Annotated in this window: 23 protein-coding genes; 2 read left to right on the forward strand and 21 right to left on the reverse strand. The window is 70.1% G+C overall.

Annotation, left to right across the window (positions count from 1 at the left end):
* Positions 1-8 precede the first annotated feature (8 nt).
* Entirely contained in the window at positions 9-890 is an 882-nt protein-coding gene (locus ACZ7M3_RS07850) for a DUF5753 domain-containing protein (protein ID WP_472061589.1), read from the forward strand.
* 3 nt (positions 891-893) lie between these two features.
* Positions 894-1,070: a DUF397 domain-containing protein gene (locus ACZ7M3_RS07855; protein WP_472061591.1), complete on the forward strand. Its 177-nt coding sequence runs from the start codon at positions 894-896 to the stop codon at positions 1,068-1,070.
* A 10-nt stretch (positions 1,071-1,080) separates the two neighbouring features.
* Here the strand turns inward: ACZ7M3_RS07855 and ACZ7M3_RS07860 are convergent, their stop codons facing one another.
* From ACZ7M3_RS07860 to ACZ7M3_RS07960, 21 genes are all read right to left on the reverse strand, one after another.
* Positions 1,081-1,578 (reverse strand): hypothetical protein, encoded by a 498-nt coding sequence (locus ACZ7M3_RS07860; protein ID WP_472061593.1) that lies wholly within the window; start codon positions 1,576-1,578, stop codon positions 1,081-1,083.
* A complete protein-coding gene (locus tag ACZ7M3_RS07865) occupies positions 1,575-2,270 on the reverse strand; it encodes a contact-dependent growth inhibition system immunity protein (RefSeq protein WP_472061595.1) in 696 nt (231 codons plus the stop codon). The genes ACZ7M3_RS07860 and ACZ7M3_RS07865 overlap by 4 nt, the downstream gene beginning before the upstream one ends.
* A gap of 32 nt (positions 2,271-2,302) precedes the next feature.
* On the reverse strand, positions 2,303-2,602 hold the full coding sequence (locus ACZ7M3_RS07870; RefSeq protein ID WP_385385899.1) for an RNase A-like domain-containing protein: 300 nt from the start codon (positions 2,600-2,602) through the stop codon (positions 2,303-2,305).
* 28 nt (positions 2,603-2,630) lie between these two features.
* Positions 2,631-3,455, reverse strand: coding sequence for a hypothetical protein (locus ACZ7M3_RS07875; RefSeq protein ID WP_472061597.1), 825 nt, complete (start codon positions 3,453-3,455; stop codon positions 2,631-2,633).
* Between the two features lie 116 nt (positions 3,456-3,571).
* A complete protein-coding gene (locus ACZ7M3_RS07880) occupies positions 3,572-4,171 on the reverse strand; it encodes a hypothetical protein (RefSeq protein ID WP_472061599.1) in 600 nt (199 codons plus the stop codon).
* Between the two features lie 87 nt (positions 4,172-4,258).
* Entirely contained in the window at positions 4,259-6,010 is a 1,752-nt protein-coding gene (locus tag ACZ7M3_RS07885) for an RNase A-like domain-containing protein (protein WP_472061601.1), read from the reverse strand.
* The gene (locus tag ACZ7M3_RS07890; protein ID WP_472061603.1) at positions 6,010-6,324 is read right to left on the reverse strand and encodes a WXG100 family type VII secretion target; all 315 of its coding nucleotides are present in this window, start codon (positions 6,322-6,324) and stop codon (positions 6,010-6,012) included. Before ACZ7M3_RS07890 ends, ACZ7M3_RS07885 begins: the two co-directional genes overlap by 1 nt.
* A gap of 43 nt (positions 6,325-6,367) precedes the next feature.
* Positions 6,368-6,793, reverse strand: coding sequence for a WXG100 family type VII secretion target (locus ACZ7M3_RS07895; protein ID WP_472061605.1), 426 nt, complete (start codon positions 6,791-6,793; stop codon positions 6,368-6,370).
* Positions 6,794-6,872: 79 nt separating this feature from the next.
* Positions 6,873-7,715 carry a poly-gamma-glutamate hydrolase family protein gene (locus ACZ7M3_RS07900; protein WP_472061607.1) on the reverse strand — a complete coding sequence of 281 codons (843 nt, stop codon included), beginning with the start codon at positions 7,713-7,715 and terminating at the stop codon, positions 6,873-6,875.
* Between the two features lie 14 nt (positions 7,716-7,729).
* Positions 7,730-8,530 carry a phosphate ABC transporter ATP-binding protein PstB gene (gene pstB, locus ACZ7M3_RS07905; RefSeq protein ID WP_355619210.1) on the reverse strand — a complete coding sequence of 267 codons (801 nt, stop codon included), beginning with the start codon at positions 8,528-8,530 and terminating at the stop codon, positions 7,730-7,732.
* 128 nt (positions 8,531-8,658) lie between these two features.
* Complete coding sequence (locus ACZ7M3_RS07910) at positions 8,659-9,567, reverse strand: sortase (RefSeq protein ID WP_472061609.1); 909 nt, start codon at positions 9,565-9,567, stop codon at positions 8,659-8,661.
* 80 nt (positions 9,568-9,647) lie between these two features.
* Positions 9,648-11,645: an Ig-like domain repeat protein gene (locus ACZ7M3_RS07915; RefSeq protein WP_472061611.1), complete on the reverse strand. Its 1,998-nt coding sequence runs from the start codon at positions 11,643-11,645 to the stop codon at positions 9,648-9,650.
* A gap of 515 nt (positions 11,646-12,160) precedes the next feature.
* The gene (locus ACZ7M3_RS07920) at positions 12,161-14,821 is read right to left on the reverse strand and encodes a hypothetical protein (protein WP_472061613.1); all 2,661 of its coding nucleotides are present in this window, start codon (positions 14,819-14,821) and stop codon (positions 12,161-12,163) included.
* Entirely contained in the window at positions 14,818-16,617 is a 1,800-nt protein-coding gene (locus ACZ7M3_RS07925) for a substrate-binding domain-containing protein (protein ID WP_472061615.1), read from the reverse strand. The genes ACZ7M3_RS07920 and ACZ7M3_RS07925 overlap by 4 nt, the downstream gene beginning before the upstream one ends.
* Entirely contained in the window at positions 16,617-17,894 is a 1,278-nt protein-coding gene (pstA, locus tag ACZ7M3_RS07930; RefSeq protein ID WP_472061617.1) for a phosphate ABC transporter permease PstA, read from the reverse strand. Before pstA ends, ACZ7M3_RS07925 begins: the two co-directional genes overlap by 1 nt.
* A 1-nt stretch (position 17,895) precedes the next feature.
* The gene (gene pstC / locus ACZ7M3_RS07935; RefSeq protein ID WP_472061619.1) at positions 17,896-18,915 is read right to left on the reverse strand and encodes a phosphate ABC transporter permease subunit PstC; all 1,020 of its coding nucleotides are present in this window, start codon (positions 18,913-18,915) and stop codon (positions 17,896-17,898) included.
* Between the two features lie 201 nt (positions 18,916-19,116).
* Entirely contained in the window at positions 19,117-19,500 is a 384-nt protein-coding gene (locus ACZ7M3_RS07940) for a hypothetical protein (protein WP_472061621.1), read from the reverse strand.
* Between the two features lie 99 nt (positions 19,501-19,599).
* The gene (locus ACZ7M3_RS07945) at positions 19,600-20,679 is read right to left on the reverse strand and encodes a hypothetical protein (RefSeq protein WP_472061623.1); all 1,080 of its coding nucleotides are present in this window, start codon (positions 20,677-20,679) and stop codon (positions 19,600-19,602) included.
* Positions 20,680-20,759: 80 nt separating this feature from the next.
* Positions 20,760-21,698 (reverse strand): N-acetylneuraminate synthase family protein, encoded by a 939-nt coding sequence (locus ACZ7M3_RS07950; protein ID WP_351308368.1) that lies wholly within the window; start codon positions 21,696-21,698, stop codon positions 20,760-20,762.
* Positions 21,699-21,712: 14 nt separating this feature from the next.
* Positions 21,713-22,945: an N-acylneuraminate cytidylyltransferase gene (locus tag ACZ7M3_RS07955; RefSeq protein ID WP_355308979.1), complete on the reverse strand. Its 1,233-nt coding sequence runs from the start codon at positions 22,943-22,945 to the stop codon at positions 21,713-21,715.
* A gap of 73 nt (positions 22,946-23,018) precedes the next feature.
* Complete coding sequence (locus ACZ7M3_RS07960) at positions 23,019-24,326, reverse strand: DUF6716 putative glycosyltransferase (protein WP_472061625.1); 1,308 nt, start codon at positions 24,324-24,326, stop codon at positions 23,019-23,021.
* Positions 24,327-24,341 lie beyond the last annotated feature (15 nt).

Below are 24,341 nucleotides of genomic sequence, written 5' to 3' on the forward strand. Positions count from 1 at the left end.
AATCCGACGTGACCGCAGTCCCGTTCACGCGCGGCAACCGCGTATCCACCGTCCTCGCCCGCAAGTTGGGCGGTGAGCTGCTGACGCTGCGCGACACAGCCGGCCTGACGCAGCCACAAGCCGCGGAGGCGCTGTCGGCAACTGCGGCCAAGGTCGCCAAGATGGAGCGCGGCTGGGTCCCCTTCCGCGATCCCGACATCCAGATCCTGTGCGACCTGTACGGCGTGACCGACCCCAAGGTCGTGGAGCGGCTGCTGAACCTCGCCAAGACCGACCGGGGGCGCCGTAAGGCCAAGGGGTGGTGGAACCAGTACCCCGAGCTTCGCTCTCTGGTTGAGTACGTGGCCCTCGAGGACATCTCGACCGGAATCCGTACCTGGCAAGGCGCCTTCATTCCCGGCCTCTTGCAGACTCCGGACTACGCCCGGGCTCTCGCGATCGGCAACGCCGACTGGGATGACCCCGACGACATCGAGCGTTTCGTCGAGGCGAAGATCGCGCGGCAGGCACGCTTGACGGACACGAACCCTCTCAACCTGTGGGCTGTCGTGGGCGAGGGCGCTCTGCGCCAACTTGTCGGCGGCCGCGAGGTCATGCGCGTACAACTGGCGCACCTGGCGGAAGCGTCCCGCCTGCCCAACGTCAGGCTTCAGGTGCTTCCCTTCCTCGCCGGTTCCCATCCCGGGATGACCAGCGCCTTCAGCGTCGTCTCGTTCGCCGAACCCGGCGCGATGGACGTGGTCTACATGGACACCACCTCGTCTACCCTGTGGCTGGAGAGCGAGGCCGACGCCGCGCGCCACAACGCCACATTCGAGCGGATTGTCCGGAGCGGACTCGCTCTTCGCGATTCCACCGCCCTGATCGAACGCATCCGCAAGGAGTTGTGAGCTGTGCTGCAGTTCGAGTTCACCAAGTCCAGTCACAGCAGCGGCAACGGCGAGTGCGTCGAAGTCGCCCGCAACATACCCGGCACCGTCGCGGTCCGTGACTCAAAGGACGTGGACGGGCCCATCCTCCGGGTCGTCTCCTCGGCCTGGGCGGTGTTCGCGGTGCACATGGGCCAGTGAGCGAGCCGCCTCAGTCGTCGCCGACCTGGATCAGCAGAGCGAAACGGTCGCCGTCACTGCCGATGACAAACGTGTCGAACGAGCAGCTGGTGACACTGTCCACGCTGAGGTCGTCCCTGTTGGACCACCAGCGCGCGCCAGGACCGAGCACCCCCACCACACGTGCGGCGATCGGTTTGGCCTCGGCACGGTCCATGAAAGCGAACTCGGGGAACATGAGGTTCGCCGAGGCGAGTTCACCCAAGAGTGCGGTGGCCTCTGCCAGAGACTTGGGGTACAGCGACAGTTCGATCTGCGGCGCAGACGCCGGTCCGGTCGTGCCGTAGGCGTACTGGTGCCAGTACCCCTCGTGCAACTCGGCGACAAGAGCGTGCACTTGCTCGGCGACGGCCTTCGTGAGACCGCCCGACCCGCCGGTGGGCCAAAGTCTGCCCGCGCTGACGTACACGCGCAGTTCGTACGAGAGGCTCTTGAGCAGGACCGACAACTCGTCCACAGGCGCGGTCACTTCGCGTCTTCCTGCGGCGGGGGCCCGTACTGGGCCCGCGTCCCGCTGAGCCGCTCGGCGACCAGCGCGAGCCAGCCGCTCGGTGCGTACGGGGCCGGGGGATCCACCTCCATGCCCAGCTCGGCGACGGCGAGAGCGTAGTCGGACTCCTCCAGGCTGAGGGTGAGCAGCTCGTGGAGCTCCCCCACGAGGCGGGCCACAAGCTGCGGGGCAGTGGAGGACCGGTAGTCGTCTACGGCGGCGTCGTGGTCGTCGAACTCGTCCGGCATGTCCTGGGAGAACCAGCCGCCGAGGAACTGGGCGAGTTCGGGAAAGCGGGCGTGCCATTCCCAGTGGGTGGTGGGGGTGGCCGGGGGCGGGGCCTCGCCGGTCTCGACGCTGTGCTTGATGTGGTCGGCGAGGCAGGTCAGCCACTGCTCAATGTCCGCCTCGGTTAGCCCGACGTCCGGGATCGCGTAGAACTCGCCGAGGCGCAGGCGGAGTCGGCCGGGCGGGTTGCGGGCGTACTCCCGCAGCTGGGTCTCTGCCGTGGCCAGCGCCCAGGGGCGGGTGTGCCAGGTGTGGCGGAGGTAGGCGGTCAGGGCCTGACTGGGCCTGTCCGGGGTGTCGTCGGCGGGCTGCCCGGCGTAGGCGCGGATCACCTGGTCCAGTTCGCCGTACCGGCGGTCGTGTTCGAGGGGGCTCAGGGGCACGGTGATCAGCCTCTACTGGTCTCTACGGGGCTCTACAGATAGACGGGGAAGGTGGCCTGGACGACGAAGCCATGGGGGCGGGTCGCGTCGCGCTTGAGCACCACGCGGGCCGCGCGCACGTCCACGGGCTCACGGCCCGCCAGCATCATCGCCTGGATCAGCACCCGGCCGACCGGCTCGGTGCGCGAGGGCCACGATGCCTCGATCGTCAGACGGGGGCGGGTGGCCTGGGCGAGCCAGCGGTGGATCAACTGCTCGTTGGCGGTGACGACCTGCTGGGTGGCCCATTGGGCGGTCTCGCGGTCGGGGTAGGTGGCTGAACGGGTACGCATGGTGTGCCGATTGTCCCTCGTCGTGAATCTACCTGGGTTCCCACATCGGTGAGTGGAACTCTCTCATGTGCTCGCTGCAGAGGCGGGCGAAGTGGGGGAGGAACTCGGTGAAGTCGTCGCTACCCGAACCGCCGCGCATTCCAGCCCCGCAGAAGAATCTGTCCAGTTGATCCTCGGTGTGAAAAAGCGCCAGAGCTTCGTGACATTCGGCGACAGCAGCCGGAAGATTCCACGGGCATCCAGGGTGCGTCTCGTCGATGTACATGCGGATACCCTCCTCCGTGCTCGCGTCCTGCATGTCGTCGCTGACGGCCGCACCATCCTGCCCGAAATAAAGGGGCAGGATATTACTCAGACGCGGGAAGCGCACGATCAGTTCTCGAGCGGTTACCGGGGTATTGCTGATGCCTTCCCTGCCCAGCGGGGAAGCCCACTGTTCCACATAGTCGGCGATTTCCCGGAAGATGACAGCCGTACGTTCCTTGGGAGACCCTATGGGGAAATTATCCAAGGCACGGTGCGAACCATCGGGGTAGGACTCAAATAAATCGGCGGCAGTGCGGAGTTGCGCTCCGATTTCGTACCGGTTTCTACCGCCGCTCATTTCCGAGTTCCAGATGCCTCGAACGACAGGGAAAAGCTCCTGCTTCCACTCCGAAGCATCGTCCGGGATATTATTCTGGTAGCGACCGTAGCCCCTGAGGAGGTTCCTTGCTCCTTCGAGGCGAAAATACTCAATCATATCCTGGCGCGTAATAGCCATGCGGACCACCTGGCTCTGCTTGGCCGGCACGGACGTCATGACGGCGACCTTCGGATCGAACTTGTCATTGCAGACAAGGTGAGTCTCCACCCCAACGTCTTCCGCGTGTGAAGAGGGAACGGATCGGTCTTGATGTACTCCTTTGCGATGCTTCTTCCCGTCGTGTCGTAGGGAGTCTCATCGACGCAGATGTCCATGCGTCGTCTTCACGTGGCGTCGAAGGACCAGAAGAGGCCGATCTCCGTGTCGGTCACCGCGATCAGACCGAGATCCCAGTCGTACTGGGAGACAGGCGTGCAGCCAGTGATCGCCTCATAGAAGTCCGGAGCATTGACGGCGCTGCCGGTGCTCGCGCCCGGGTAACCGGCATTCGTGTAGAAGGAGGTCCCCTCCGGGAAGCGGGACAGGACCACCCGCGCCTTCCGCTCAAGTTCCGGCCGACGGGTGTCGAAGTTGTTGCGGGCGCGTTCCTTGGGGACATCCAGCCAGGTGGTGGACAGCACGACGAGCAGCCTTTCCACCGACGTCCGGGGCACCGTCCGCAGTCCACGCCGCCACGCGGCCGCGCCTTCCGGATCAGAAGGCGGCAGGACGAAGGGGAAGAATACGTCCTCCAGGCGTTCCTCCTCGCCTTTATCGGCGTCGAGCCACCTCCAGAACCGGGGATCCGTCACCTCCCTGCGCATGGCTGCCGCGGCATCCCGCACCCAGTCCTGGTGTTCGCGGGGCCCCACCAACACGTACGAGTACCGCCGCTCGTACATGCTGAGCGCCTCGGCCCAGGTCTCGGCGTCCAGCGTCGGCATCGCGGCTCCTTTTGACGGTCGTGTTCGGTGAGGGGACGGGAGACGGGAGGTCAGCCTATTCGGCGCCGGGGCGGGCCGGATCGGGGCCTATTCAGGCATGGAGGTGACCACGACGAAGGGTGGGTTGAGAGTGGGGTCGTATTTGAGGCGGGTGGCAACACCGTGCGCGTCGACCACCGGGGTCGCCTGGCCGTTGACCACTCTCGAGGTGCGGCCGGTCACCGGGGCCACGGCCAGCGGGCTGTTCGCGGCCGGACCCACCGCGCTGACCTCGAAGACCTTGGTCGGCGGGTCGGGAGGGGGCCCGGTCGCCAGCCACGCGTCGATGTCGCCGCTCTTCTGCCGGATGCAGTCCTGGGTGTATTTCTGGGCCGAAGCAAGGTCGACGAAGCTCGATGCCGCCGGGATCTTCGGCTCGCCGTTCCCCTTGGCCTGGTCGCGCAACCGCTGCAGGAGTTGGGCGTCGGTCTTGCCTACGTGCTTGTCGACGGTGTGACCACCGCCGAGGTCCTCGGCCATCGCCAGGTCGATCGTGTACTTGTACGGGAACGGGTTCTCCCCGTTCAGCAGCTTGTGCTCCTTCTTGAACTCGTTCATCGACCGGCCACCGAAGGCTTCGGCTCTGGCCTCCTCGGCTCTGAACGTGGGCGCGCTTCTGAGCGCCTCGTCCAGCTCCCACTCCAGCTCGAGCAGTGTGCTGGCCGCATCGCTGAACTTCTGCTGGTAGATCTCGACAGCCTTGTCCGCGGCCGCCCGGTCCATGTGCTGGCGGAAGGTCATGACCAGCTTGCCGAACATGGCGCTGCCTGCGAGTTCGAGCAGTTCCAGCGGGTCGAGCCCGGTCGTCAGGTCCGCCACCATCCCCTTGGCCGCGGTCTTGGCCAGGTTGGTGGTGGTCTCCCGGCAGGTCTTCGCCACCTGGGCCAGGTCGTCGCAGGTCTTCTGGATGGTGTCGGCGGTGTGGTGAAGAACCTCCAGGATCGGACGGCGTTGGGCAGGCGCCACCGTTCCCGAGGTTTTCCAGCTGCGACCGCCCTGCTGGGCAATGTTGCCTTGCGCGTCACGGTTACGACCCCACGCGGTAGTCCCCCAGATCGCCTGGCAGAACGACTTCATCGCGCCCTGCCACTCACTGTTGCCCTGAGGATCCGTCATATAGCTGATGGCGGAGGTGAAGTTGTCACCCGCCTTCAGGGCCGTGCTCCCGGCCTGGCGCCACGCGGTGGCCATCCCCTTGAGGTCGTCCTCGCGGGCGCCCGGGGTGATCTCATGCGTCTTGCCGAGGTTGAGCCCGTACTCGATGGCCGGCCGGATCACGTCCGCGAGGAAGTCCGGGATCTCGCCGAGCGCCCCGGAGATCGCCCAGGAGTCGGCGTCCTCGCCCGTCCCGGACCACCTGATGTCGTTGACCTTGCCGTAGCTGGGCTCCTTGTCGATGACGACCGGGGGCATGCGGCGCGGCGGCGGCCCTTGCATTTTGCGCGCGAACCAGTCCGCCGCCTGGTAGTTGTTGGCCGTCACCGTCAGGCCGACCGCGACGCCGCCGACGCTCACCACGCTGGTCGCCCAGGTCTCGATGAACTTCTCGGTGATCTGCATGTAGACGTTGGCGAAGGAATCGGGACCCCACCCTGTACCCGCCGACTGGCTGTACTGATTGAGCGCCTCGACCAGCTGGGTGGCGCCCTTGTCGTAGTCGAACTGCCCGTCACGCACCACTGCCGACGAGTAGTACAGGTGCGGTGGCTGCACGTCGAAACCACCACCACTGCCGCGCGTCGTCGGCGTCAACTGGTCCCGCTCCTGCTTGCGTTGGGCGTCACTGGGACGGTCGGCCATCAAGCACCTCCCCAGCCCCGCAGCACCGCCCGGTGCGCCGCCGCATAGTTGGCGTGGCCCGTCGTGACGTATTGGTGCAGCCACTTCTGTGCGGCCTGGAGGTCCTGGGCGGAGTGGTCCCACTCGTCGAGTTTGTCGACGAAGACCTCGCGGGCTTCGCCTTCCCAGGAGAGGACGACGGGGACGGCTCGGTCGTAGAGGTCGTCCAGTTTGCCGTTGAGCTTCTTGAGGATGTCCTCCAGTTCGACGGCGAGGTCGTGAAGGGTGGTGAAGGAGACGGCTATGTGGTCGTCGGCGGCATCTCCAGGCTGCATATTTCCCCCGGTACGTGAAAGGTGCCTCGTGGTCTGTGGGAGGTCAGAGGGCGTCAAGGCCACTGCTCGGGCGCGCGGGTGGGGTCGCCGACGCGGCGTCCGGGTTCGGGGTGGAGAGCCGGGCGACCTCGCTGCCCACGTCCACCCGAATCTGACGCATCCGCTCGACCACGGCCAGTTCCTGCTCCGTGAAGCCGTCGCGGCTCAGCCGCACGGCCTGCTCCAGGTGCTTCATCACTTCGCGGATGCGTACGGCGTCCTCGGTCGCCGCCCGGTGGAACTCGCGGTACGCCGTCGCCGCCGGGCCCCGCCAGCCCGCCTCGATGCGGTCGACGATCGAGTCCATGCGCTTGACCTGCTGGTCCAAGTGGTCCTGCATGTCGTCGAGGTCGTCGGCCAGCTTCGTCAGGTCCTGGTGGGAGACTCGCAGATTTTTTGGGCTGCCCTGATGGCCCGTACGGTCTCCCACGCCGACCCCCGTCGCGTCAGTCCGTCAACTCCCGTATTCGCACTGGTGATCCTAACAACTCACGCTCAGCACGCCCGGCTCACAGCACCGTCTGCCCCGCCTCCACCCGGTCGATCGCCCTGCGGGTCGCGGTGGCGAAGGTCCAGAAGGACGGGAGGAGGTTGGTGGCGCGGTCGGCGACCGTGTTCTTGCCGGGGGCGAACATCGCGGTGCGCAGGGCCGTGGTCATCTCCAGCTGGGCGCCCATGCCGAGGAGTGTGCGGTTGCAGATGTTGTCCGGGTCGATGCCCGCGATCTCCTCCTCCCCCGAGGCCGTCACCGCGCGGATGCCGGCCGCGGTGAACTCCTCCATCAGGTACTGGCGGAAGGTGGAGTTGAGGCCGCCGACGAGGACGGCCGCGGCGCCTGGTTCCAGGCCCGCCTGCTCCGGCTGGCAGCCGTGGAGGGAGACGACGTTGAGGCTGCCCGCGCACAGGGAGCGGGCGATCGTGTCGTCGCAGTGGGTGGAGGTGACGTGCAGCGCCCCGTTTCCGCCGCTCATCAGGCCCTCGAACATCCAGAAGTCGTGCACCGGGCCGGCCACCGGGGTGGGTGCGAGGTCGGCGGGGTGGTAACCGGCTATCGCCAGGCAGAGTTCCGAGGTGCCCCCTTCGATGCCGCCGCCGTGCGGGGCGATGACCGTGGAGCGGAGGAAGGGGGCGCGGCCGGTCCTGCTCTGGTCGTCGATCAGGTGGCGTCTGGAGCGGCGTCCCCAGTCCGTGCCCTCCGTCCAGGCAGGGTTGGCGTACAGGGCCGTGTTCGAGGCCTGTTCGGCGGCTGCCGCGGGCGTGGCGGTCACCGTCGCGGCCGCGGCGGCCGTGACCGTGCTCAGGACGGGTGTCGCCGCGAGCGCGGTGAGGAGGGTACGGCGTCTGATCTTCATGACGACCGAGGATGTCAGCCGAAGCGGCCCGCCACATAGTCCGCCGTGCGCTGATCCTCAGGGGTGCCGAAGATGTGTTCGGTGGGACCGTGTTCGACGATGCCGCCGGGGGTGCCCTGTTCGGCGAGGAAGAACGCGCACTGCTGCGAGACGCGGGCCGCCTGCTGCATGTTGTGGGTGACGATCACGACGGTCACCTGGCCCGCGAGTTCGTGGATGGTCTCCTCGACCCGGCGGGTGGACGTGGGGTCGAGCGCCGAGCACGGTTCGTCCATCAGCAGCACCTGGGGACGTACGGCCAGGGCGCGGGCGATGCACAGGCGTTGCTGCTGGCCGCCGGAGAGCGCGCCGCCGGGCTGGCGGAGTCGGTCCCGTACCTCCTTCCACAGGCCGGCCCTGGTCAGGCTCTCCTCGACCAGTTCGTCCTTCTCGCGACGGCCGATGCGCGTGCCCGTCAGGCGCAGACCCGCCACCACGTTGTCGTAGATCGACATGGCGGGGAACGGGTTGGGCTTCTGGAAGACCATGCCGATCCTGCGGCGGGCGTCGGTCAGGCGGCGCTCGGGGGCGTAGATGTCCTCGCCGTCGAAGAGCACCTCGCCGCCCATCGCGGCCGTGGGGATCAGCTCGTGCATCCGGTTGAGCGTGCGCAGGAAGGTCGACTTGCCGCAGCCGGAGGGGCCGATCAGGGCGGTGACCTGCCCGGCGGGCATCGTGAGGGAGACCTGTTGCAGCACCTGGTGGCTGCCGAACCAGGCCGAGACGGCGCGGGCTTCGAGGGTCGCGGGAGCGACGGCCCCCTTCGCGGCTCCCATCACGGTCCTGGCGGGCGCGACGGGCGGCAGGACGACGGTGTCGGTCGCCGTCGTATCGAGGGAAGCGGTCGCATCGGTCACGTCGGGCACCTCGTGGTGATCGTGGGTCTCGGGAAGGTTCACAGGGTTCACATCAGGTTCGGCAGCAGTTCGGTGGTGCGGATGGCCACCTGGAGGCCCAGGACCGCGACCACGGGGGCGAACACGATCCATGTCTGGTGTCGGCCCCAGCGGTGCCAGGTCCACACCGCGGCGACGGCGGCGGCCACCAGCGCCTGGAGCCACATGACCAGCGGCCACGGCACGCCGGAGGGGTGCGCGAGGGGCTGTTCGGACTCCGGGAGCGTGCCGGAGCGGATGACGGCCGCCGGGGTCTGGGCGGGGGTGGAGATCAGGTCGGCGTCGACGCGCAACACCCCGCCGGGCATGAAGTGCGGGCCGGTGGCCGTGACGAGGACGAGGCGGCCCTTGCCGGAGGCCACGGCGGCGGGCGCCTGATCGCCGGCCCGTCGTACGCCGAGGACCTGGTACTTCGCCTTGCCCTGTCCGGTGGTCACGGTGAACGTGTCGCCCGCGGCGAGCCGGTCGAGACGGCCGAAGGGACCCCCGTAGGCGGCCGCCCGGCCCATCAGCACGCTGGTGCCGGCCTGTCCGGGCAGCGGGGTGTCCCGGCGGTGGCCGGGGCCGTCGGTCAGGACGGCGGAGTCGGTGCCCTCCAGAACGACCTGGTGGACGTCGACGGCGGGGATGTCGATGAGGGCGACCGGTGTGCCGGGCGCGAGCAGTCTGCCCTCCTGGTCGGTCTGGGCCACCGGGGCGGTGCCGAGGGCGAGTTGGGTGCGCAGCGCGTCGTACGAGGCGTGCTGCGCGGCCCGTTCCTGGATGCCGCTGACGAGCAGCAGCTGGGCGGTGAGGCCGAGCAGCAGGGCGGCCAGGGTGAGCAGACCGCCCCGGGCGAGGTGCCGGACGGCGGTGACTCCCCGAACGCCCAGCCGCGGTACGGGCGTGGTGAGCGTGGTCTGTACGGCGACCGTCACGGCGACGCGTCTCCTTCTATGGCTTCACTGGTCGGGCCGTCGGGGAGGCCGCGGTCGCGGCCTCCCCGACGGGTGGTACGTCAGGTGGACTTGATGGTGAAGTTCGCGCCGTTCTTCGAGTTCACCGTCGTGGAGCCCGTGTAGTACACGTGCATGGTGTGCTTGCCACGGCCCAGCTTGGGCAGGGTGACGGTCACCCTGCCGCCGCTCAGCGTGCCGGTGGCGATCACCCGGGAGCCCTCGTAGACGCGGACCGTGCCGGTCGGCGTGGTGCCGGTCGCGGTGACTCTTACGCCGACCTTGGCGCGGCCGGTGTGGCTGACCGAGGCGGGCGCGGTGCTGCCGACGGACGGGGTCGCCTTGGTGATCGTCAGCTTGGCGGTCGTCACGGACGTGTTGAGCTTGGTGCTGCCGCCGTAGGACACCGTGAGGGTGTGCGTGGCGACCTTGAGGTGGTTGGACAGGCCGAGGGTGACCTTGCCGGAGCTGTCCAGGGTGCCGGTGCCGAGCGTGGTGGAGCCGTCCTTGACGGTCACCTTGCCGCTCGGGACGACACCGTGCGAGCCGGTGACCGTGACGGCGACCTTCGGGGTCTTGCCGTACGCGGTCGTGGCGGCGGTGGCCTTCACGGCGCTGGTGTACTTGACGGCGCCGGTCCAGGAGGCCGCGTTGCCGCTGCCGTTGAGGTTGGCGGCGGAGACCGAGGCGGTGTAGGTGCCGTTGGCCAGGCCGGTGAAGCTGTACGACAGGGTGGTGGCCGGAACGTCCTTGACGGCCACGACGGCGCCGTCCGAACCGGTCAGCGTGACGCGGTAGTCGGTGACGGGCAGCGCGGGCGCGGGGGTGGGGGCGCCCCAGGTCAGCTTGAGGTTCGCGTCGCCGGGGGTGACCCTCAGGGCGGGGGCGGACGGCGTCGCGGTGTCGATGCCGGACACCTCCAGGCCGCCGAGCTTGGCGTGCTTGGCCGGGTTGACCGAGCCGTTGTACGACTCGTTCAGGAAGCCGAAGTCGGCGATGACCTTCTCGGCGGTGTCGGTGGCGAGGGCCGCCTCGTGGGTGCCGCTGGTGACGAAGACGTCGTACAGCGCCTTGTCGAAGAAGACGCTGGTGGGGTCGATCGCGCGGCTCGGGACGACGTTGTAGACGTCGCGGCCGAAGGTGGCGTTCTCGAAGTAACCGCTGACCGGGGTGAGCTTGCCGTTCACCGTGGTCACCGGGCTGGTGGCGCCGGTGTCGCCGGGCAGCTGGACACTGGCCAGGTGGGCTCCGGCGGCGACCGCGGTCTTGCTGTAGTCGGGGGCGATGCCGTTGTTCTGGGCGATCCAGCTGCCCACGGAGAACGGGACGAGCGCGCCGTCCTCGGTGAGCGCGGCGTTGGCCTGGTTCTCCTGGACGGTCGGGATCTCCGAGGAGACCGTGGTCTCGGTCAGGCCGATCGCCGCGAGGAAGAACTTGCGGGTGCCGGAGCCGGCCTGCGGGAGGACCGCGTGCAGGGTCTGGCCGTTCAGCACCTTCAGGCGGGTGTCGCCGGAGGTGTAGATGTCGTGCAGCTGGTCGACCGTCAGGGTGTCGAGGGCCGAGCCGCGGACGGCGACGCCCACCGCGTCCCGGGCGAACGGGATGTAGGTGAGGGTGTTGCCGGAGGTGCTCGGGCCGCCGGAGGAGCGGGCGAAGTCGACCTGTCCCTTGACGGCGACACCGGTCGCGTTCGGGAACTTGTCACCCGTCAGCGACATGCTGAGGGCGGCGCGGCCCGGGCCGGACCCGTTGGGGCGCAGGAAGGTCGGGCCGCCGGAGCGGGTCTGGATGGTGGAGGTGGCGGCGCCGGGCACGAACGCGTCGTACGAGGCGATGCCCGCGTCGCCCGCCTTCACGGCGGTGCCGGCGTAGCTCTTGCCGTTGACGATGTCACCGGCGAGGGCGTTGAGGACGTCCTGGGTGGTGTCGGAACCCACGCCGACAAGCTGGCGGAAGGTCCCGGCGGGGGTGGGGTCGGCGGACGCCGGGCTCGCGAGAGCCAGCGTGCCGGACACCACGGCTGCGGCGACCATGGCCGCGGTGAGGCGCGTTGTGCGCATCGAGCTTCTCCTGTGGTTGAGCGTCGGTTGTACGGCGGTTCTGCGTGGGTGGATCTGGCAGGGTGGGGGGTCAGGCCGTCCGCCCCGACTGCCTTTCGGGGCGGACGGCCGTCTGTGGGGAGCCCCGGCCCGGTCGGACCTGGCTCCGTCGTCGTGGAGCACCGGCCCGGCGGGCAGGACTCCCTCCTCGGGGAGCCTCGGCCCGGTAGGCCCGGCCCCGTGGTTCGGGAGCCTCAGCCCGGCGAGCCCGGACTCCGTGGTTCGGGAGCCTCAGCCCGGCAGGCCGGACTCCGTGGTTCGGGAGCCCGAGCCCGGTGGGCCGGGACTCCCCTGCTCGGTGGGCCCAGGCCCCACAGGCCCGGCCCCCGTTCGTACGGGAGCGTGGGCCCGGAAGGGCTTGACTCCGTCGTCCAGGAACCTCAGCCCGGCGGACCGGACTCCGTGTCCGAGAGCCACAGCCCGGCGGGCCCGACTCCCCGTCCGAGAGCCCCGGCCCGGCGGGCCGGGCACGGGGATCAGTCCCGTCCCGGGGGCAGCAGCCTGCGCAGCCGTTCCGGGAGGGTCGGGGCGGGGATGGTCAGGGCGCGGCCGCCGGGCAGCGGCACACGCAGCGGGAAGCGGAGCCTGCCGCCGCCCGCGAAGGGCGCGCCGAGCCCGGCCACGGCGCCGAGCGCGGCGCCGACCGGGACGGCATAGCGGAGCGAGTTCGCGGGGTCGGCCGGTGTGGTGCCCTGGGCAGTGGTCTCGACGGCCTTGCCGCCGTCGTACGAGGGCGCGCCGCTGGGCGTGGGGCTCGCGCTCCCGCCGCCGGACACCGCACCGCCGGAGCCGGCCGTGCCGCCGGTGTCGTCGGTGCCGACCCCGGCCGACGTACCACCGGAGTCACCCGTGCCCCCCGTACCGCCGCTCGATCCTCCGGAGGAGCCCCCGGAGGAGCCGCCGCCGGTGGCGGACGGCCCGGTGTAGTGGACGAGGGCGTCGGCGGCCTGGGTCGTCTTCGCGCGCTCAGCCTTCGACAGCGGGGCGTAACCGGCCGGGAGCAGGCCGGGGTCCGCGCCGGGGACCTGCCCGGTGCCGGCGGCGTACGTCAGCAGCGCCGCGTAGGCCTTGCGGGCCGCCGCGTCGAGCTTGGCCGGGCGCACCGCCGCGTACACGAGTTGCGCGAGTGGGTAGGCGCCCTTCGCGGTGGCCTTGGCGGGACTGATCTCGGCCGCGTGGGCGCCGGACGCGGAGGACGCGGCGGCGGTGAGGGACGCGGTCGTGGGCGCGACGAACGTGCCGGCCGTGTTGCGCAGCCGCGCGGTCTGCAGGCCGTAGCGGGCGGCGGAGGCCGCGTCCGTGACGGTGATCACGAACCGGGAGCCCACCGTCTGCGGACCGGGGCTCTTGTACGCGGGCGGGCTGGCCAGCGGGTCCCAGGTCGCCTTCCACAGGCTGTCGGCGCGCCGGGTGTGCAGGGCGCCGGAGTGCATGTCCGTCACATACGGATGGAAGTCGATCATGCACTGCTCGTTGTCCTTGGTGGCGCCGGAGTTCGGCGGGATCGTGCACCAGGGGTCGCTCTTGGGGTACGTGTCGGTGTTCGCCGGGTCGAAGACGAAATCGGTCGGGTTCAGGTCCGCATTGGTGCTGAAGTACGGGTTGACGCGCATTCCCCAGTCGTCGGACACGCCCGCGAGGAAGTTGCGGGCCTCCTTGTCGGAGACGATCCACTGCCAGACGGCGCGGGCCGAGTCGGTGCGGCCGAGCGAGGTCAGCAGGTCGGTGTCGGTGGCCGGGGTCTCGGGGATGGACAGCTCCGCGAACTCGGGGTTGAGCGCGAGGAACTCGGGGTCGCTCGCGAGGCCCGCCGGGTTGTCCTTGGCCCAGCCGTAGCCCTTGGCGACGGTGGAGCCGAGGACCGCTCCCCAGGGGGAGTTGCGGTAGGACTCGGTGAGCAGCTTGGCGACCAGCCGGGGAGTGAGGTCGATGGAGTCGACCTTGGTTCCGGCGAGACGGCGGGTCGCTTCGGAGGCTCCGGCCCTGGGCCTGCGTTCGATGGTGAAGCCGATGACGGTGCCCGAGAGCGCGGTGGGCGCGTAGACGGTGCTGTCCGTCGGGGCGGTCGTGCCGGGGTCCGTGCCGAGGGCGCGGGTGGTGAAGGCGAGCCCGGAGGAGCCGTCGCCGGCGAGGCGGGAGCGGGTGTCGGGCTCGCCCAGCTCGGTGTAGCCGAACACCTTGCCGGTCGGGCACAGGGCCGTCTGCCAGCTGGTCATGGCGTCGGCGGCGAGTTCACTGCCGGTGGTGGCGCGTTCGTCGGAGCCGAGGGCGCAGTTGGTGCCGACCGAGTTGAAGTCGAGCTTGACGGCGACGCGGTTCTTCCAGTTGGTGGAGGAGACCGGGGAGCCGGCGTTGACCTGGCTGGTGTCGGCGTACGGCTTTCCGTCGAGGTCGAGGTGGCCCTGCGGGACGATGACCAGCCAGCAGGAGCGCGGCGTCGTACGGCCGCCCGCCGTGACCGGGACGCCGCATCCCAGGTGCGGCGCCTCGTTGGCGGTCTGCACCTCGAAGAACTCCTGGCCCTTGCCGTCGGCGCCGGTGCGGGCGAAGTCGACCTCGTTGGTGGTGTTGCGGCTGTACAGGGCGTTGTTCTGGGTACCGGAGGTGATCAGCGTGCCGTCGACGGACTTGAAGGGCACCTCGCCCTGTCCGGAGACGCCGCCGGCGCCGTAGCGGTCGTCCTGGCCGTAGTTGGTGGGGTCGGCGCTGTAGAAGATCTTGCGGGTGTCGTCGTACTCGTTGCCCGGCCAGTTGCCCCGGTCGGTGGTCGGGGAGGCGCCGTACTGGCACTGGGTGCGCGACGGGCCCGGGTTGCCCGGGACGCTGCCGTCGTCGTCGCCCCAGCACTGCATGATCTGCACGAAGTCGGTGTTGAACAGCGTGCCCGCGAGGGCGGTCGGGGCGCCGCCGGACCAGGAGACGGTGACCGCCTGGCTGGTGAGGTGCTTGGTCTGGCTGACCGTGAACTTCATGTCCTTGAACTCGCCGCGGCCGGAGACGGTGACGGCGGAGTCGGCGGCCTGCGCGCCGCTCGCCGCGGTCGCGGGCGCGGCGGTCTGGGCGACCGCGAGACCGGCCAGCGCGCCCACGGCGGCGCCGGCGACGAGGCGCACCAGCAGGTTGCGTATGCGCTTCATCGCGCGCCCCCGTCCGTGAGGTTCTCCGAGTCGCCCTTCCGGCCGACCCCACCGGCCCCACCGGTCCCGCCGGCCCCACCGATCCCGTCGTTCCCGCCCCGCCCGGCCATCGCCCGTGAGACGAGGGACGGCAGGAGCAGCAGCCCGAGCACCAGGGCCACGGCGAGCAGCATCAGCGTCTGGGTGGTGGTCCAGCCGCTGTGTCCGGCCACGGCGATCGGCTGGGCGAGGGCGATGGTGCCGTCCACGGCGGTACCGCCGCCGGTGCCGGTACCCGATGCGCCGCCGGTGCCGGGCGCCAGGGTCTGTCCGGTGTCGGGGTCGACGACGGGCTGGGCGCTGCCGCCCGCCGTGCCGCCCGAGCCGCCCGTGCCGCCACCGGCCGAACTCCCGCCGCTCGTAACGCCGTTCGCGGAACCGCCCGACGTGCCGCCGCCGCTCGTACCGCCCGTCGTCCCCGAACCCCCGCTGCCGCCGCCCGACTTGGCGCCGCCGCTGCCGGTGTTGCAGGCCGTGGCGCCCTTCTTGTCGCAGGCGTCCGGGTAGGGGGCGGTCTCGGCGAGCTTGTTGTGGCCGTCGGAGGAGAAGGTCGGGTTGTTGCAGCCCTTGATGTTGATGTTCTTGGCCTGCACGCCCGGGATCCGGCGGATCTGGTCGAAGCCCGCCTGCACCAGGTTGATGGGCAGGGGCGAGTAGCCGAGTTTGGGCATCTGCTGCTGGCCCTGGCACATGAAGTAGTACGAGAACGCGCCGAGGGTCTTGCCCTTGGCCTCGGTGAAGATGCCCTGCACCCGCAGCGGCAGGATCATGTACGAGTAGCTGGAGAGCGGGTAGTTGCGCTTGTCGGTGTCGTTGTAGACGCCGTCGAGCTGCTGGGTGAGGTAGTCGGCGGAGCTCTTGTTCGTGTTGATCCTCGCCTTGAGGAGCGAGACGGCGACGTTCTTCGGGGTCGGCTCGGTGTAGTAGCCGGCGTGGTTGAGGACCTTGGCGACCGGATAGCCCTCGTTGATGGCGTACGAGTAGTTGACGTAGCCGATCGCGCCCTCGCCGTAGTTCTGGGCGACGTAGCCCGCCACGCCCGGGTCGCCGCTCTGGGCGATCATGCCGGGCACGGTCGGGTAGTACGAGGTCTGCCCGCAGGCCCCGGAGCGGCCGACCTTGCCGCAGTAGGCCTTCCACAGCGACGCGTGCTGGTTGGCCATCCACATCGTGAACTGGGCGGTGGAGCCGGAGCCGTCGGAGCGGACGACGGGCACGACGGAGCGGTGCGGAAGCTGGAGCCCCGGGTTGTCGGCCTTGATCACCGGGTCGTCCCAGGTCTTGACGGCACCGGTGAAGATCTTGGTGACGACGTCTCCGGAGAGGCGGAGGTTGGTGACCCGCTTGCCGTTGACGGTCAGGTGGTACATGAAGGCGGTGCCGCCGGCCACGATCGGCATGTACGCGTAGCTGCCGGTCGACGGGCGTTCGGCTGCCGAGCCGTCGGTGGGGTGGGTCTGGAAGGGGATGTCCGAGACCGCGAAGTCGACGGTGCTGCTGAGGAACTGGCGGCGGCCGTCGGAGGAGCCGTTGCCGGCGTAACTGATGCGCATCCCGTACTGGTTGACGGCCTTGCGCCACTGGTCGATGGCGTTCTCGGCCCAGGTGGAGCCGGCCCCGGCGACCGGGGTGTAGCTCTCGGCCGTGGCGGTTGCCGCCGCGGGCCCGCCCAGCAGCCCGGCGATCATGCCGAGCAGGGCGCCGAGGGTCGCAAGGGCGCGCAGGCGCCCGAGGACGTTATGGAGGTGGCTGCGCATCAGTCGTTCTCTCCGGGGGCGGTGGGGTCGGCTGTGGCGGACGCTTCAGCAGGAGATTCGGCCTGGAACAGGGACAGGCCGGGGGCGTGCAGTTCGTCGAAGCGCGCCACGTCCTGCCGAGAGGCGCGGGCGGTGCGGCGGGCCTGACGTTTGGTCTGGTGGCCGGGGCCGCGGCCGCCGATCACACGGGCGATCACGAAGAGCACCAGGACCAGGGCCATGAGGACGGCCGCCGCGCCGAAACCGCGAGCGATCATGGTCGGCTGGGGCGACTTGACGAAGTTGAAGACGGCCAGCGGCAGGGACACCATCGGCCCGCTGGTGGGATCGGTGTTGAGCGCCGCGGTGAATCCGGCGGTCAGCAGGACGGGAGAGGTCTCGCCGATGCCGCGCGCGGTGCCGAGGATGACGGCGGTGGCGAGACCGGAGCGCGCGGTGGGCAGGACGACGTGCCAGACGGTGCGCCAGCGGGGTGCGCCGAGCGCCTCGGCCGCTTCGGTCAAGGTCCCCGGCACCAGCCGCAGCACGACGTCCGACGCGCGGATCACGATCGGCAGCATCATCACGCTGATCGCGAAGCCCGCCGCGAGGCCCGACTTCTGCATACCGAGGCCGAGGATCCAGACGGCGTAGACCATCAGGCCGGCGACGATCGAGGGCAGCGCGGTCATCGCCTCGACGATGGTGCGCACGAAGCGGGAGAAGCGCCCCGGGATCTGGTTCAGGTAGACCGCGCAGGCCAGGCCCAGCGGGATCGTGATCGCGAGCGCGATGGCGGTCATGGTGAGGGTACCGAGCATCGCGTGGGCGATGCCGCCGTTCGTCAGCGGGTCGAGCGGGCCCGCCGCCTGCATGTCCTGGGTGAAGAAGTTGCCGTGCGGCAGCGCCTCCCGCCCGCGCCAGGCCGTGAAGCCGACGACGAGGACGAGTGCCAAGAACAGCAGCGTGGCCGCGGTCCACAGCACGACGGTCATGACACGGTCCCGTACCGCCTGCCCGTCCTCCTCGAATCCCGTCAACACCGCGTAGATCGCGAGGAAGAACAGATAGGCGGTGAGGGTGAAGCCCAGGGCGCCGGAGAACGGGGCGAGTTCGCCGTACAGCAGGATCGTCACGCACAGTCCGGAGGCGGCGGCGCCGGTGAGGGACAGCACGCCCGAGCGGCTGGCGCCGCCGATGCGGCGCGGCCGGTCGGGGGGCAGGGCGGGCTCCGGCGCGGGGGCCGAAGGGGCGGCGGCCGGGGCGGCCTGGACGGGAGTCTGTTCTACGACGGTCATCTCATGCCTCGCTCTGTGCGCCGGACCGGGACCGGGCCACGACCGAGGAAGCGGTGAAGTTGACCGCCAGGGTGAGCAGGAACAACGCCAGGCCCGCCGCCATCAGCGCCGACATGCCGAAGGTGGAGGCGTCGCCGTAGTGCAGGGCGATCAGTGAGGAGACCGAGTTCGAGCCGGTCTGCAGGATGTGCGGCTGGATGGTGAAGACCGGCGAGATGATCAGGTAGACCGCGATCGTCTCGCCGAGTGCCCGGCCGAGGCCCAGCATGGTGCCGCCGATGATGCCGGCCTTGCCGTACGGCAGGACGACCGAGCGGATCATTCCCCAGCGGGTGGCGCCGAGCGCGTAGGCCCCCTCGCGTTCGCCCGCCGGGGCCTGCGAGAAGACCTCGCGCATCACCGAGCACTGGATCGGCGCGACCATGAGGGCGACGACGATCCCGGCGACGAAGGTGGAGGCCGTGTAGACGCTGTCGGAGGCGAGCGGTTCGCCCGGCTGGGCGCCGTCCACCGTGAACAGCGGTATCCAGCCAAGCCAGCTGGACAGCCAGCGCGACAGTCCGATCACATGCTGCTGGAGGAAGAACAGTCCCCACAGTCCATACACCACCGACGGTACGGCCGCCATCAGGTCGACCATCGTCACCAGGGTGCGGCGCAGCTTGCGCGGGGCCACGTCGGAGATGAACAGCGCGGTCCCCACGGCCAGCGGCACGGAGAGCGTCACCGCGACGGCGGCGATCAGCAGGGTGCCGGTGAGGACGGCCGCGATGCCGAACCGGTGGACGTCCGGCTGCCATTCGGCGGTGGTGAGGAAGGCGAACCCGGTGGCCTTGAGTGCCTGACCTGCTCTCAGGAGCAGGAAGAGACCGACCCCCGCCATGATGGCGAGGACGACGACACCGGCGGCCGTCAGCTGGTACCTGAAGATGCGGTCACCGATCCCACGGGCGGCGTACGGCCGCCGGGGCGCGGGTCTGTCGGAGTCCGATCTGTCGGACTCCACATGTGCGGACGCCACGTGTGGTCCCCCCACTGCGTAAACGAAACAGGCGTGCGGCGACCGATTGGTGCCGTGCGGGGAGATTCAATGGCTGGATCGTGTCGGTCCAACGCGCGATCTATGGATGGTTGACGAACAACATGTGTCCGTTCGGTGCAACCGGTGTGGAGGAGATTCGGAGTTCCTGTGTCCCGCCCGGACCGGGCCGCCGCCGCGAACTCAGGCGTGGAGCCTCTCGATCCTGGCCAGGAGGAGTTCGAGATCCCGCGTGGCACGGATGCAGAAGTCCTGGTCCCCGTGCTTGAGGTCGGACAGGACACCCGGGTACCCCGGAGCGGCTCCGGAGAGTTCGTCCCGCACCCTGCGTGGCTCGAGGTACCAGTTCTCGGCCGAGACGTCCGCGACCCACCCGACGTTTCCCTCGAACGTCTCGACGGTCGACGGGATCGCCTGACGTACCCGGTCCTGCGGGTCGGCGTAGCGCCAGACGACCAAGGGCGGGCGGACGAGGGAATCCAGCGGATCCACCCCGGCCGAGATCCGGAACCACGCGATCGTTCCGTGGGCCCGCAGTGCCCGCAGCACCTCCGCCGGGCCGATCACGAGAACGGCCCGGCGAAACCCGCAGGCCCCGACCTCAGCCCCGGATCGATCGACTTCATCAGTCTCATGTGGTGACTCGCCGGACGGCGCACGGCTTCCCTACGCCGATGCCACCGCCGACAACCGGTGTACGTCGCGTGCCGTCCCCGTCACCCCGGACAGGAAGCTCTGGGCGCGCGGGGAGGCGTTCTCCGTCAGCCAGGCCGGGTCGATGTCGCAGACGGCGACGCGGACCTCGGTGCCGGCCAGGGCCAGCGGCAACGTGTGGACGACCGTGGAGGGAAAGCTGAGGATCGTGCGGCCGATGGGGCCGCGGCGGGCGATCAGTTCCAGGGGGAGATCGGGGCGGACGATCTCCAGGCCCGTCTCCGCGGCCAGCCGGTGGAGCTTTTCGGCGCTCTCGCGGCGGTGGGCGAAGTAGCGGGTGGCGCCGTGGGACCTGGCGAGGGTGCGGACCGCCTGGAGATAGCGGTCCCCGTCGACGACACCCGTCTCGACGAGGGACGTGCCGACCAGGTCCGCGCCCTTGGTGAGGCGGGGCGGCCCGAAGCGGGCCCGGGTCCAGGAGAAGTCGTTGGCGGTGACGCGCACACCGATCGGGGTCTCGTCGATCGGCATCGAGGAGAACACCTCGACCGTACGACGCTCACTGGGCGTCAGCCGGCGCCTGGCCAAGGAGGACACCGGGGCGAAGAGCAGGTCGCGCGGGCCCGGGCGGCCACCCTTGCGGTGCCAGCGGACCAGGCGTTCGCCACGGGCGAGCTGGGCGACGAACTCCATCGTCGCCGTGCCGTCGTCGACCACGACCAGGTCGGGGGCGCGGGTGATGGTCAGGAGGAGTTGCACATAGCGGGAGAACGGGTCTCCCATGACGATGCGGCGGGCCCTGCGCAGCAGCGGGGCGAGGCCTCCGATGGTGTGGAAGGGCGCCGTGGTGCCACCGCGCGCCTCCTCCCAGCGGACCGCGTGGCCCTCGTCGCGGGCCAGTTCGGCCATGCGGCGCAGTTGGCCGCGGGTCATCGGGTCGTTGGGGGACAGGACGACGAGGGTGAGCCCCGCGTCGGGCGCCGTGCCGTGGTGGGCAGAGGTGTGCGCCCATTCCAGCACGTTCAGGAGCTGTACCGGACTCTCGACGAAGGCGAGAGTGTGGGGGCCGGCGGATCCGGCGCGGGGGCTCATCGACGTACGACCGTCCTGTCGTAAGGAGTTGTCGTAGGGAGGTGGGAGGTAACGCGTGGGGGGTTCTGGAGGTCAGGACCTCAGACCGTGACCGGCTCGCCCGCGGCCGCGGCGATCTCCGCCTCGGCGACGACACCGTTGACGCGGCGCAGCTTCTTCATCGGGCCGAGCTCCGACTCGTAGACCTTCTTGACGCCGTCACCGAGGGAGGCCTCGATGGTGCGGATGTCGCGGACGAGGCGGGTGAGGCCCTGCGGCTCGACGGAGGCGGCCTGGTCGGAGCCCCACATCGCGCGGTCGAGGGTGATGTGACGCTCGACGAAGGTGGCGCCCAGGGCGACCGCGGCCAGCGTGGTCTGCAGGCCCGTCTCGTGACCGGAGTAGCCGATCGGCACGTTCGGGTACTCGGCCTGGAGGGTGTTGATGACGCGGAGGTTGAGCTCCTCGGCCACCGCCGGGTACGTCGACGTGGCGTGGCACATGAGGATGTTGTCCGAGCCGAGGACCTCGACCGCGTGGCGGATCTGCTTCGGGGTCGACATGCCCGTGGAGAGGATGACCGTGCGGCCGGTGGCGCGCAGGGCGCGCAGCAGCTCGTCGTCGGTGAGGGACGCGGAGGCGACCTTGTGGGCGGGGACGTCGAACTTCTCGAGGAAGGCGACGGCCTCGGTGTCCCACGGGGAGGCGAACCAGTCGATGTTCTTGCTCTTGGCGTACTCGTCGATCTGGCGGTACTCGTCCTCACCGAACTCCACACGGTGGCGGTAGTCGATGTAGGTCATGCGGCCCCAGGGGGTGTCGCGCTCGATGTCCCACTGGTCGCGCGGGGTGCAGATCTCCGGGGTGCGCTTCTGGAACTTGACCGCGTCGCAGCCGGCCTCGGCGGCGGCGTCGATCAGCTTGAAGGCGTTCTCGAGCTCGCCGTTGTGGTTGATGCCGATCTCGCCGACGACGTAGACGGGGTGGCCGGGGCCGGCGGTCTTCGAACCGAACTGGCGCAGACGGGAGTTGGTGCTCATGGTGGAGAAGTTCCTTACTTGTCGAGGGAGTCGAGAGAAGGGCCGAGGATCCAGCTGGCGATCTCTCGGATCGCGCCGTCGCCGCCGGGGACGGTGGTGACCGCGCGTGCGGCGCCGCGCACGACGTCGTGGGCGCTCGCGACCGCCACGGGCCAGCCCACGAGGGCGAAGCACGGGAGGTCGTTGACGTCGTTGCCGACGTAGAGCACGCGCTCAGGCGCGATGCCCTGCTCCTCGCACCACTGCTTCAGTGCGAGGTCCTTGCGGTCGATGCCGTGCAGGACCGGAATCTTGAGCTTCCGGGCCCGGGCGGCGACCACCGGGTTCTGTTCCGAGGACAGGATCAGCATCTTCAGCCCGCTCTTGCGCAGGGCGGCGATACCGAGGCCGTCCCCGCGGTGCACGGAGACGAACTCCCGTCCGTCGGAGTCGATCAGCACCCTGTCGTCGGTCTGGGTGCCGTCGAAGTCGAGGACGACCGCGTCGATGTCTTCCGCGGTCGGGAGCGAACCGGGTCGGTTCGCGTCGAAGAGGGGGGCCAGCGCGCGGGCGCGGGCGAGGTCGTGCGGGTCGTCGATCTCCAGCACGCGGGCCGGGTCGGTGCGGACGAGCTCCGTGCGGCCGAAGAAGCGGTGCTGGTGCTCGCGCAGACCCGCCGCGTCCATGGCGTAGGCCGCGCCGGTCTCCAGGAGGTCCTGGGGCCGGTCCTGGCGGCGGGGCCGGAAGGACTTGTCGTGGTTGACGCCGTTGCCGCCCTCGGTGGACTCCTCGGCGGCGTCGCGCCAGATGAAGCCGTGGAAGTTGGCCACCGTCAGCGCGGTGTCGGCGCCGTTCTCGACGACCGCGCCCGCGACCCCGTCGATGTCCTCCCGCGTGATGAACGGGCTGGTGCACTGGACGAGCAGGACCACGTCGACCGTGGATCCGTGCAGCGCCTCGTGGGCGTCCAGGGCGTGCAGGACGGCGGCCTCGGAGGTGGCGGTGTCACCGGCGATGGCGGCGGGGCGCAGGACGACCTCGGCGCCCGCCTCGCGGGCGGCGGCGGCGATCGCCTGGTCGTCGGTGGAGACCACGACGTCCGTGACGAGCCGCGTCGCCCGGCACTCGCGCACCGCGCGGGCCACCAGCGGCACTCCGCCGACCGGGAGGAGGTTCTTGGCGGGGACGCCCTTGGAGCCGCCGCGCGCGGGGATCACCGCGAGCACCCGGCGCACCGGCGCCGCGTGACCCGCTTCCGAGTTGGTCATGCGCTGTTCTCCTTGACGAGGGACACGGGGAAGGCTTGGGGGATCGGCGGAAGACCTGAGGGATCGGTGGTGGTCACAGCTCCCCCATCCGCCGGATCACGGGGGCCACGCGCTGCACTCCGTGGCGGTAGGCGCCGCGGGCCGCCCGGCGGACGATCTGCCGTACGGGGCTCGGCTCCTTGTCGGCCGCGGGGGCGCCGGGCAGCGGGCTGCCGTCCGGGGCGAGGTGGTGGCGGGCGAGGATCCCGGGGAGGTAGCCGGGGGCGGTGACGGGCGTGTAGTAGGGGGCGAGGGGCAGCAGTCCGGGGGCCGCCAGCAGGCCCGTGATCCGGGCGCGCGCCTCGTCGAAGGCCGTCTCGTACGAGCCGTCGGCGGCGACACCCTGCCGGGCCACCCAGACCGGGTCGGGCGCCGGCTCGTGTCCGGCGTCGAGCTGGTCCCAGGAGGCGAGGCAGCCGGAGCCCACGAAGTGGTGGTTGCCGAGCGCCTCGCGCACCCCGAGGTCGCTGAGGACGACGGTGGGGATGCGGCGGTGCAGGGACTCCAGGGCCGCCGTGGAGCTGATGGTGACCAACAGGTCGGTGCGGTCGAGCACCTCGCCCATGTGGCCGTAGACCAGCCGGAAGTTGGCGGGCAGGTCGGTCTTCTGCGCCAGCTTCTGGTAGGGCAGCTCCTCGATGTGCGTGGTGTGCTCGCCCGGCTTGGAGCGCAGCTTCAGCAGCACCTCGCGGTCCGGGTGGAGACGGGCGTGCTGGATCAGCCGGTTCAGCAGGTACGTACGGTCCTTGCGGTTCTCCGGGACCGAGGGCTGGGCGGCGAAGACGACCGTGTACGGGTCGTGCTTCTCGTAGGCGGCGCCGCCCAGGAAGGGCAGTGCCACCTCCGTCACCGAGGAGGCGTCGGCGCCCACTCCCTCGTACACGGCCCGGAACCGTTCCGCGTCCTGTCGGGAGTTCGCGAGGACGAGGTCCGCGCCGTGCCGCAGCAGCAGGCCGTCGGCGAGCTTCTCGTAGACGACGCCGACATAGCCGGTGACGACCACGGGCCGCTTGCTCCGCCCCTCCCAGACATGGGCCAGGCCGTGCAGGATCGCCTGCACACCGCCGCCCACGAGGGCGATGACGAGGACGTCGTACGGCTCCCCTTCCATGGCGCGCAGGAATTCGACGGCGGTGACCTCACGGAGGGAATCCGCGCGGACGCCGACTTCTTCGAGCTGGCGGGCGGTGGGGGTGGCTCGGCCGCGCAGGAGATAACCGTCGAGCAGAATGTCCGATTCAGCCGGTGAAATGCGATTCGCGGTGAGCGAACCCCATTTCCACCGAGTGTCGGAATCCGCGAGAACGGCGACCCGCAGGGACTTCCTGGTACTTGCTGGCACGTCCAAGACGCTAGG

This window comes from Streptomyces sp. NPDC111656 (genome assembly GCF_055656965.1).

Excerpts from the sequence above, each read along its gene's own strand:
- ACZ7M3_RS07870 (WP_385385899.1), bottom strand. The coding sequence starts at position 2,602 with ATGCGTACCCGTTCAGCCACCTACCCCGACCGCGAGACCGCCCAATGG.
- ACZ7M3_RS07880 (WP_472061599.1), bottom strand. The coding sequence starts at position 4,171 with ATGCCGACGCTGGACGCCGAGACCTGGGCCGAGGCGCTCAGCATGTAC.
- ACZ7M3_RS07885 (WP_472061601.1), bottom strand. The coding sequence starts at position 6,010 with ATGGCCGACCGTCCCAGTGACGCCCAACGCAAGCAGGAGCGGGACCAG.
- ACZ7M3_RS07890 (WP_472061603.1), bottom strand. The coding sequence starts at position 6,324 with ATGCAGCCTGGAGATGCCGCCGACGACCACATAGCCGTCTCCTTCACC.
- ACZ7M3_RS07900 (WP_472061607.1), bottom strand. The coding sequence starts at position 7,715 with ATGAAGATCAGACGCCGTACCCTCCTCACCGCGCTCGCGGCGACACCC.
- pstB (WP_355619210.1), bottom strand. The coding sequence starts at position 8,530 with ATGGGAGCCGCGAAGGGGGCCGTCGCTCCCGCGACCCTCGAAGCCCGC.
- ACZ7M3_RS07915 (WP_472061611.1), bottom strand. The coding sequence starts at position 11,645 with ATGCGCACAACGCGCCTCACCGCGGCCATGGTCGCCGCAGCCGTGGTG.
- ACZ7M3_RS07920 (WP_472061613.1), bottom strand. The coding sequence starts at position 14,821 with ATGAAGCGCATACGCAACCTGCTGGTGCGCCTCGTCGCCGGCGCCGCC.
- ACZ7M3_RS07925 (WP_472061615.1), bottom strand. The coding sequence starts at position 16,617 with ATGCGCAGCCACCTCCATAACGTCCTCGGGCGCCTGCGCGCCCTTGCG.
- pstA (WP_472061617.1), bottom strand. The coding sequence starts at position 17,894 with ATGACCGTCGTAGAACAGACTCCCGTCCAGGCCGCCCCGGCCGCCGCC.
- ACZ7M3_RS07945 (WP_472061623.1), bottom strand. The coding sequence starts at position 20,679 with ATGAGCCCCCGCGCCGGATCCGCCGGCCCCCACACTCTCGCCTTCGTC.
- ACZ7M3_RS07950 (WP_351308368.1), bottom strand. The coding sequence starts at position 21,698 with ATGAGCACCAACTCCCGTCTGCGCCAGTTCGGTTCGAAGACCGCCGGC.
- ACZ7M3_RS07955 (WP_355308979.1), bottom strand. The coding sequence starts at position 22,945 with ATGACCAACTCGGAAGCGGGTCACGCGGCGCCGGTGCGCCGGGTGCTC.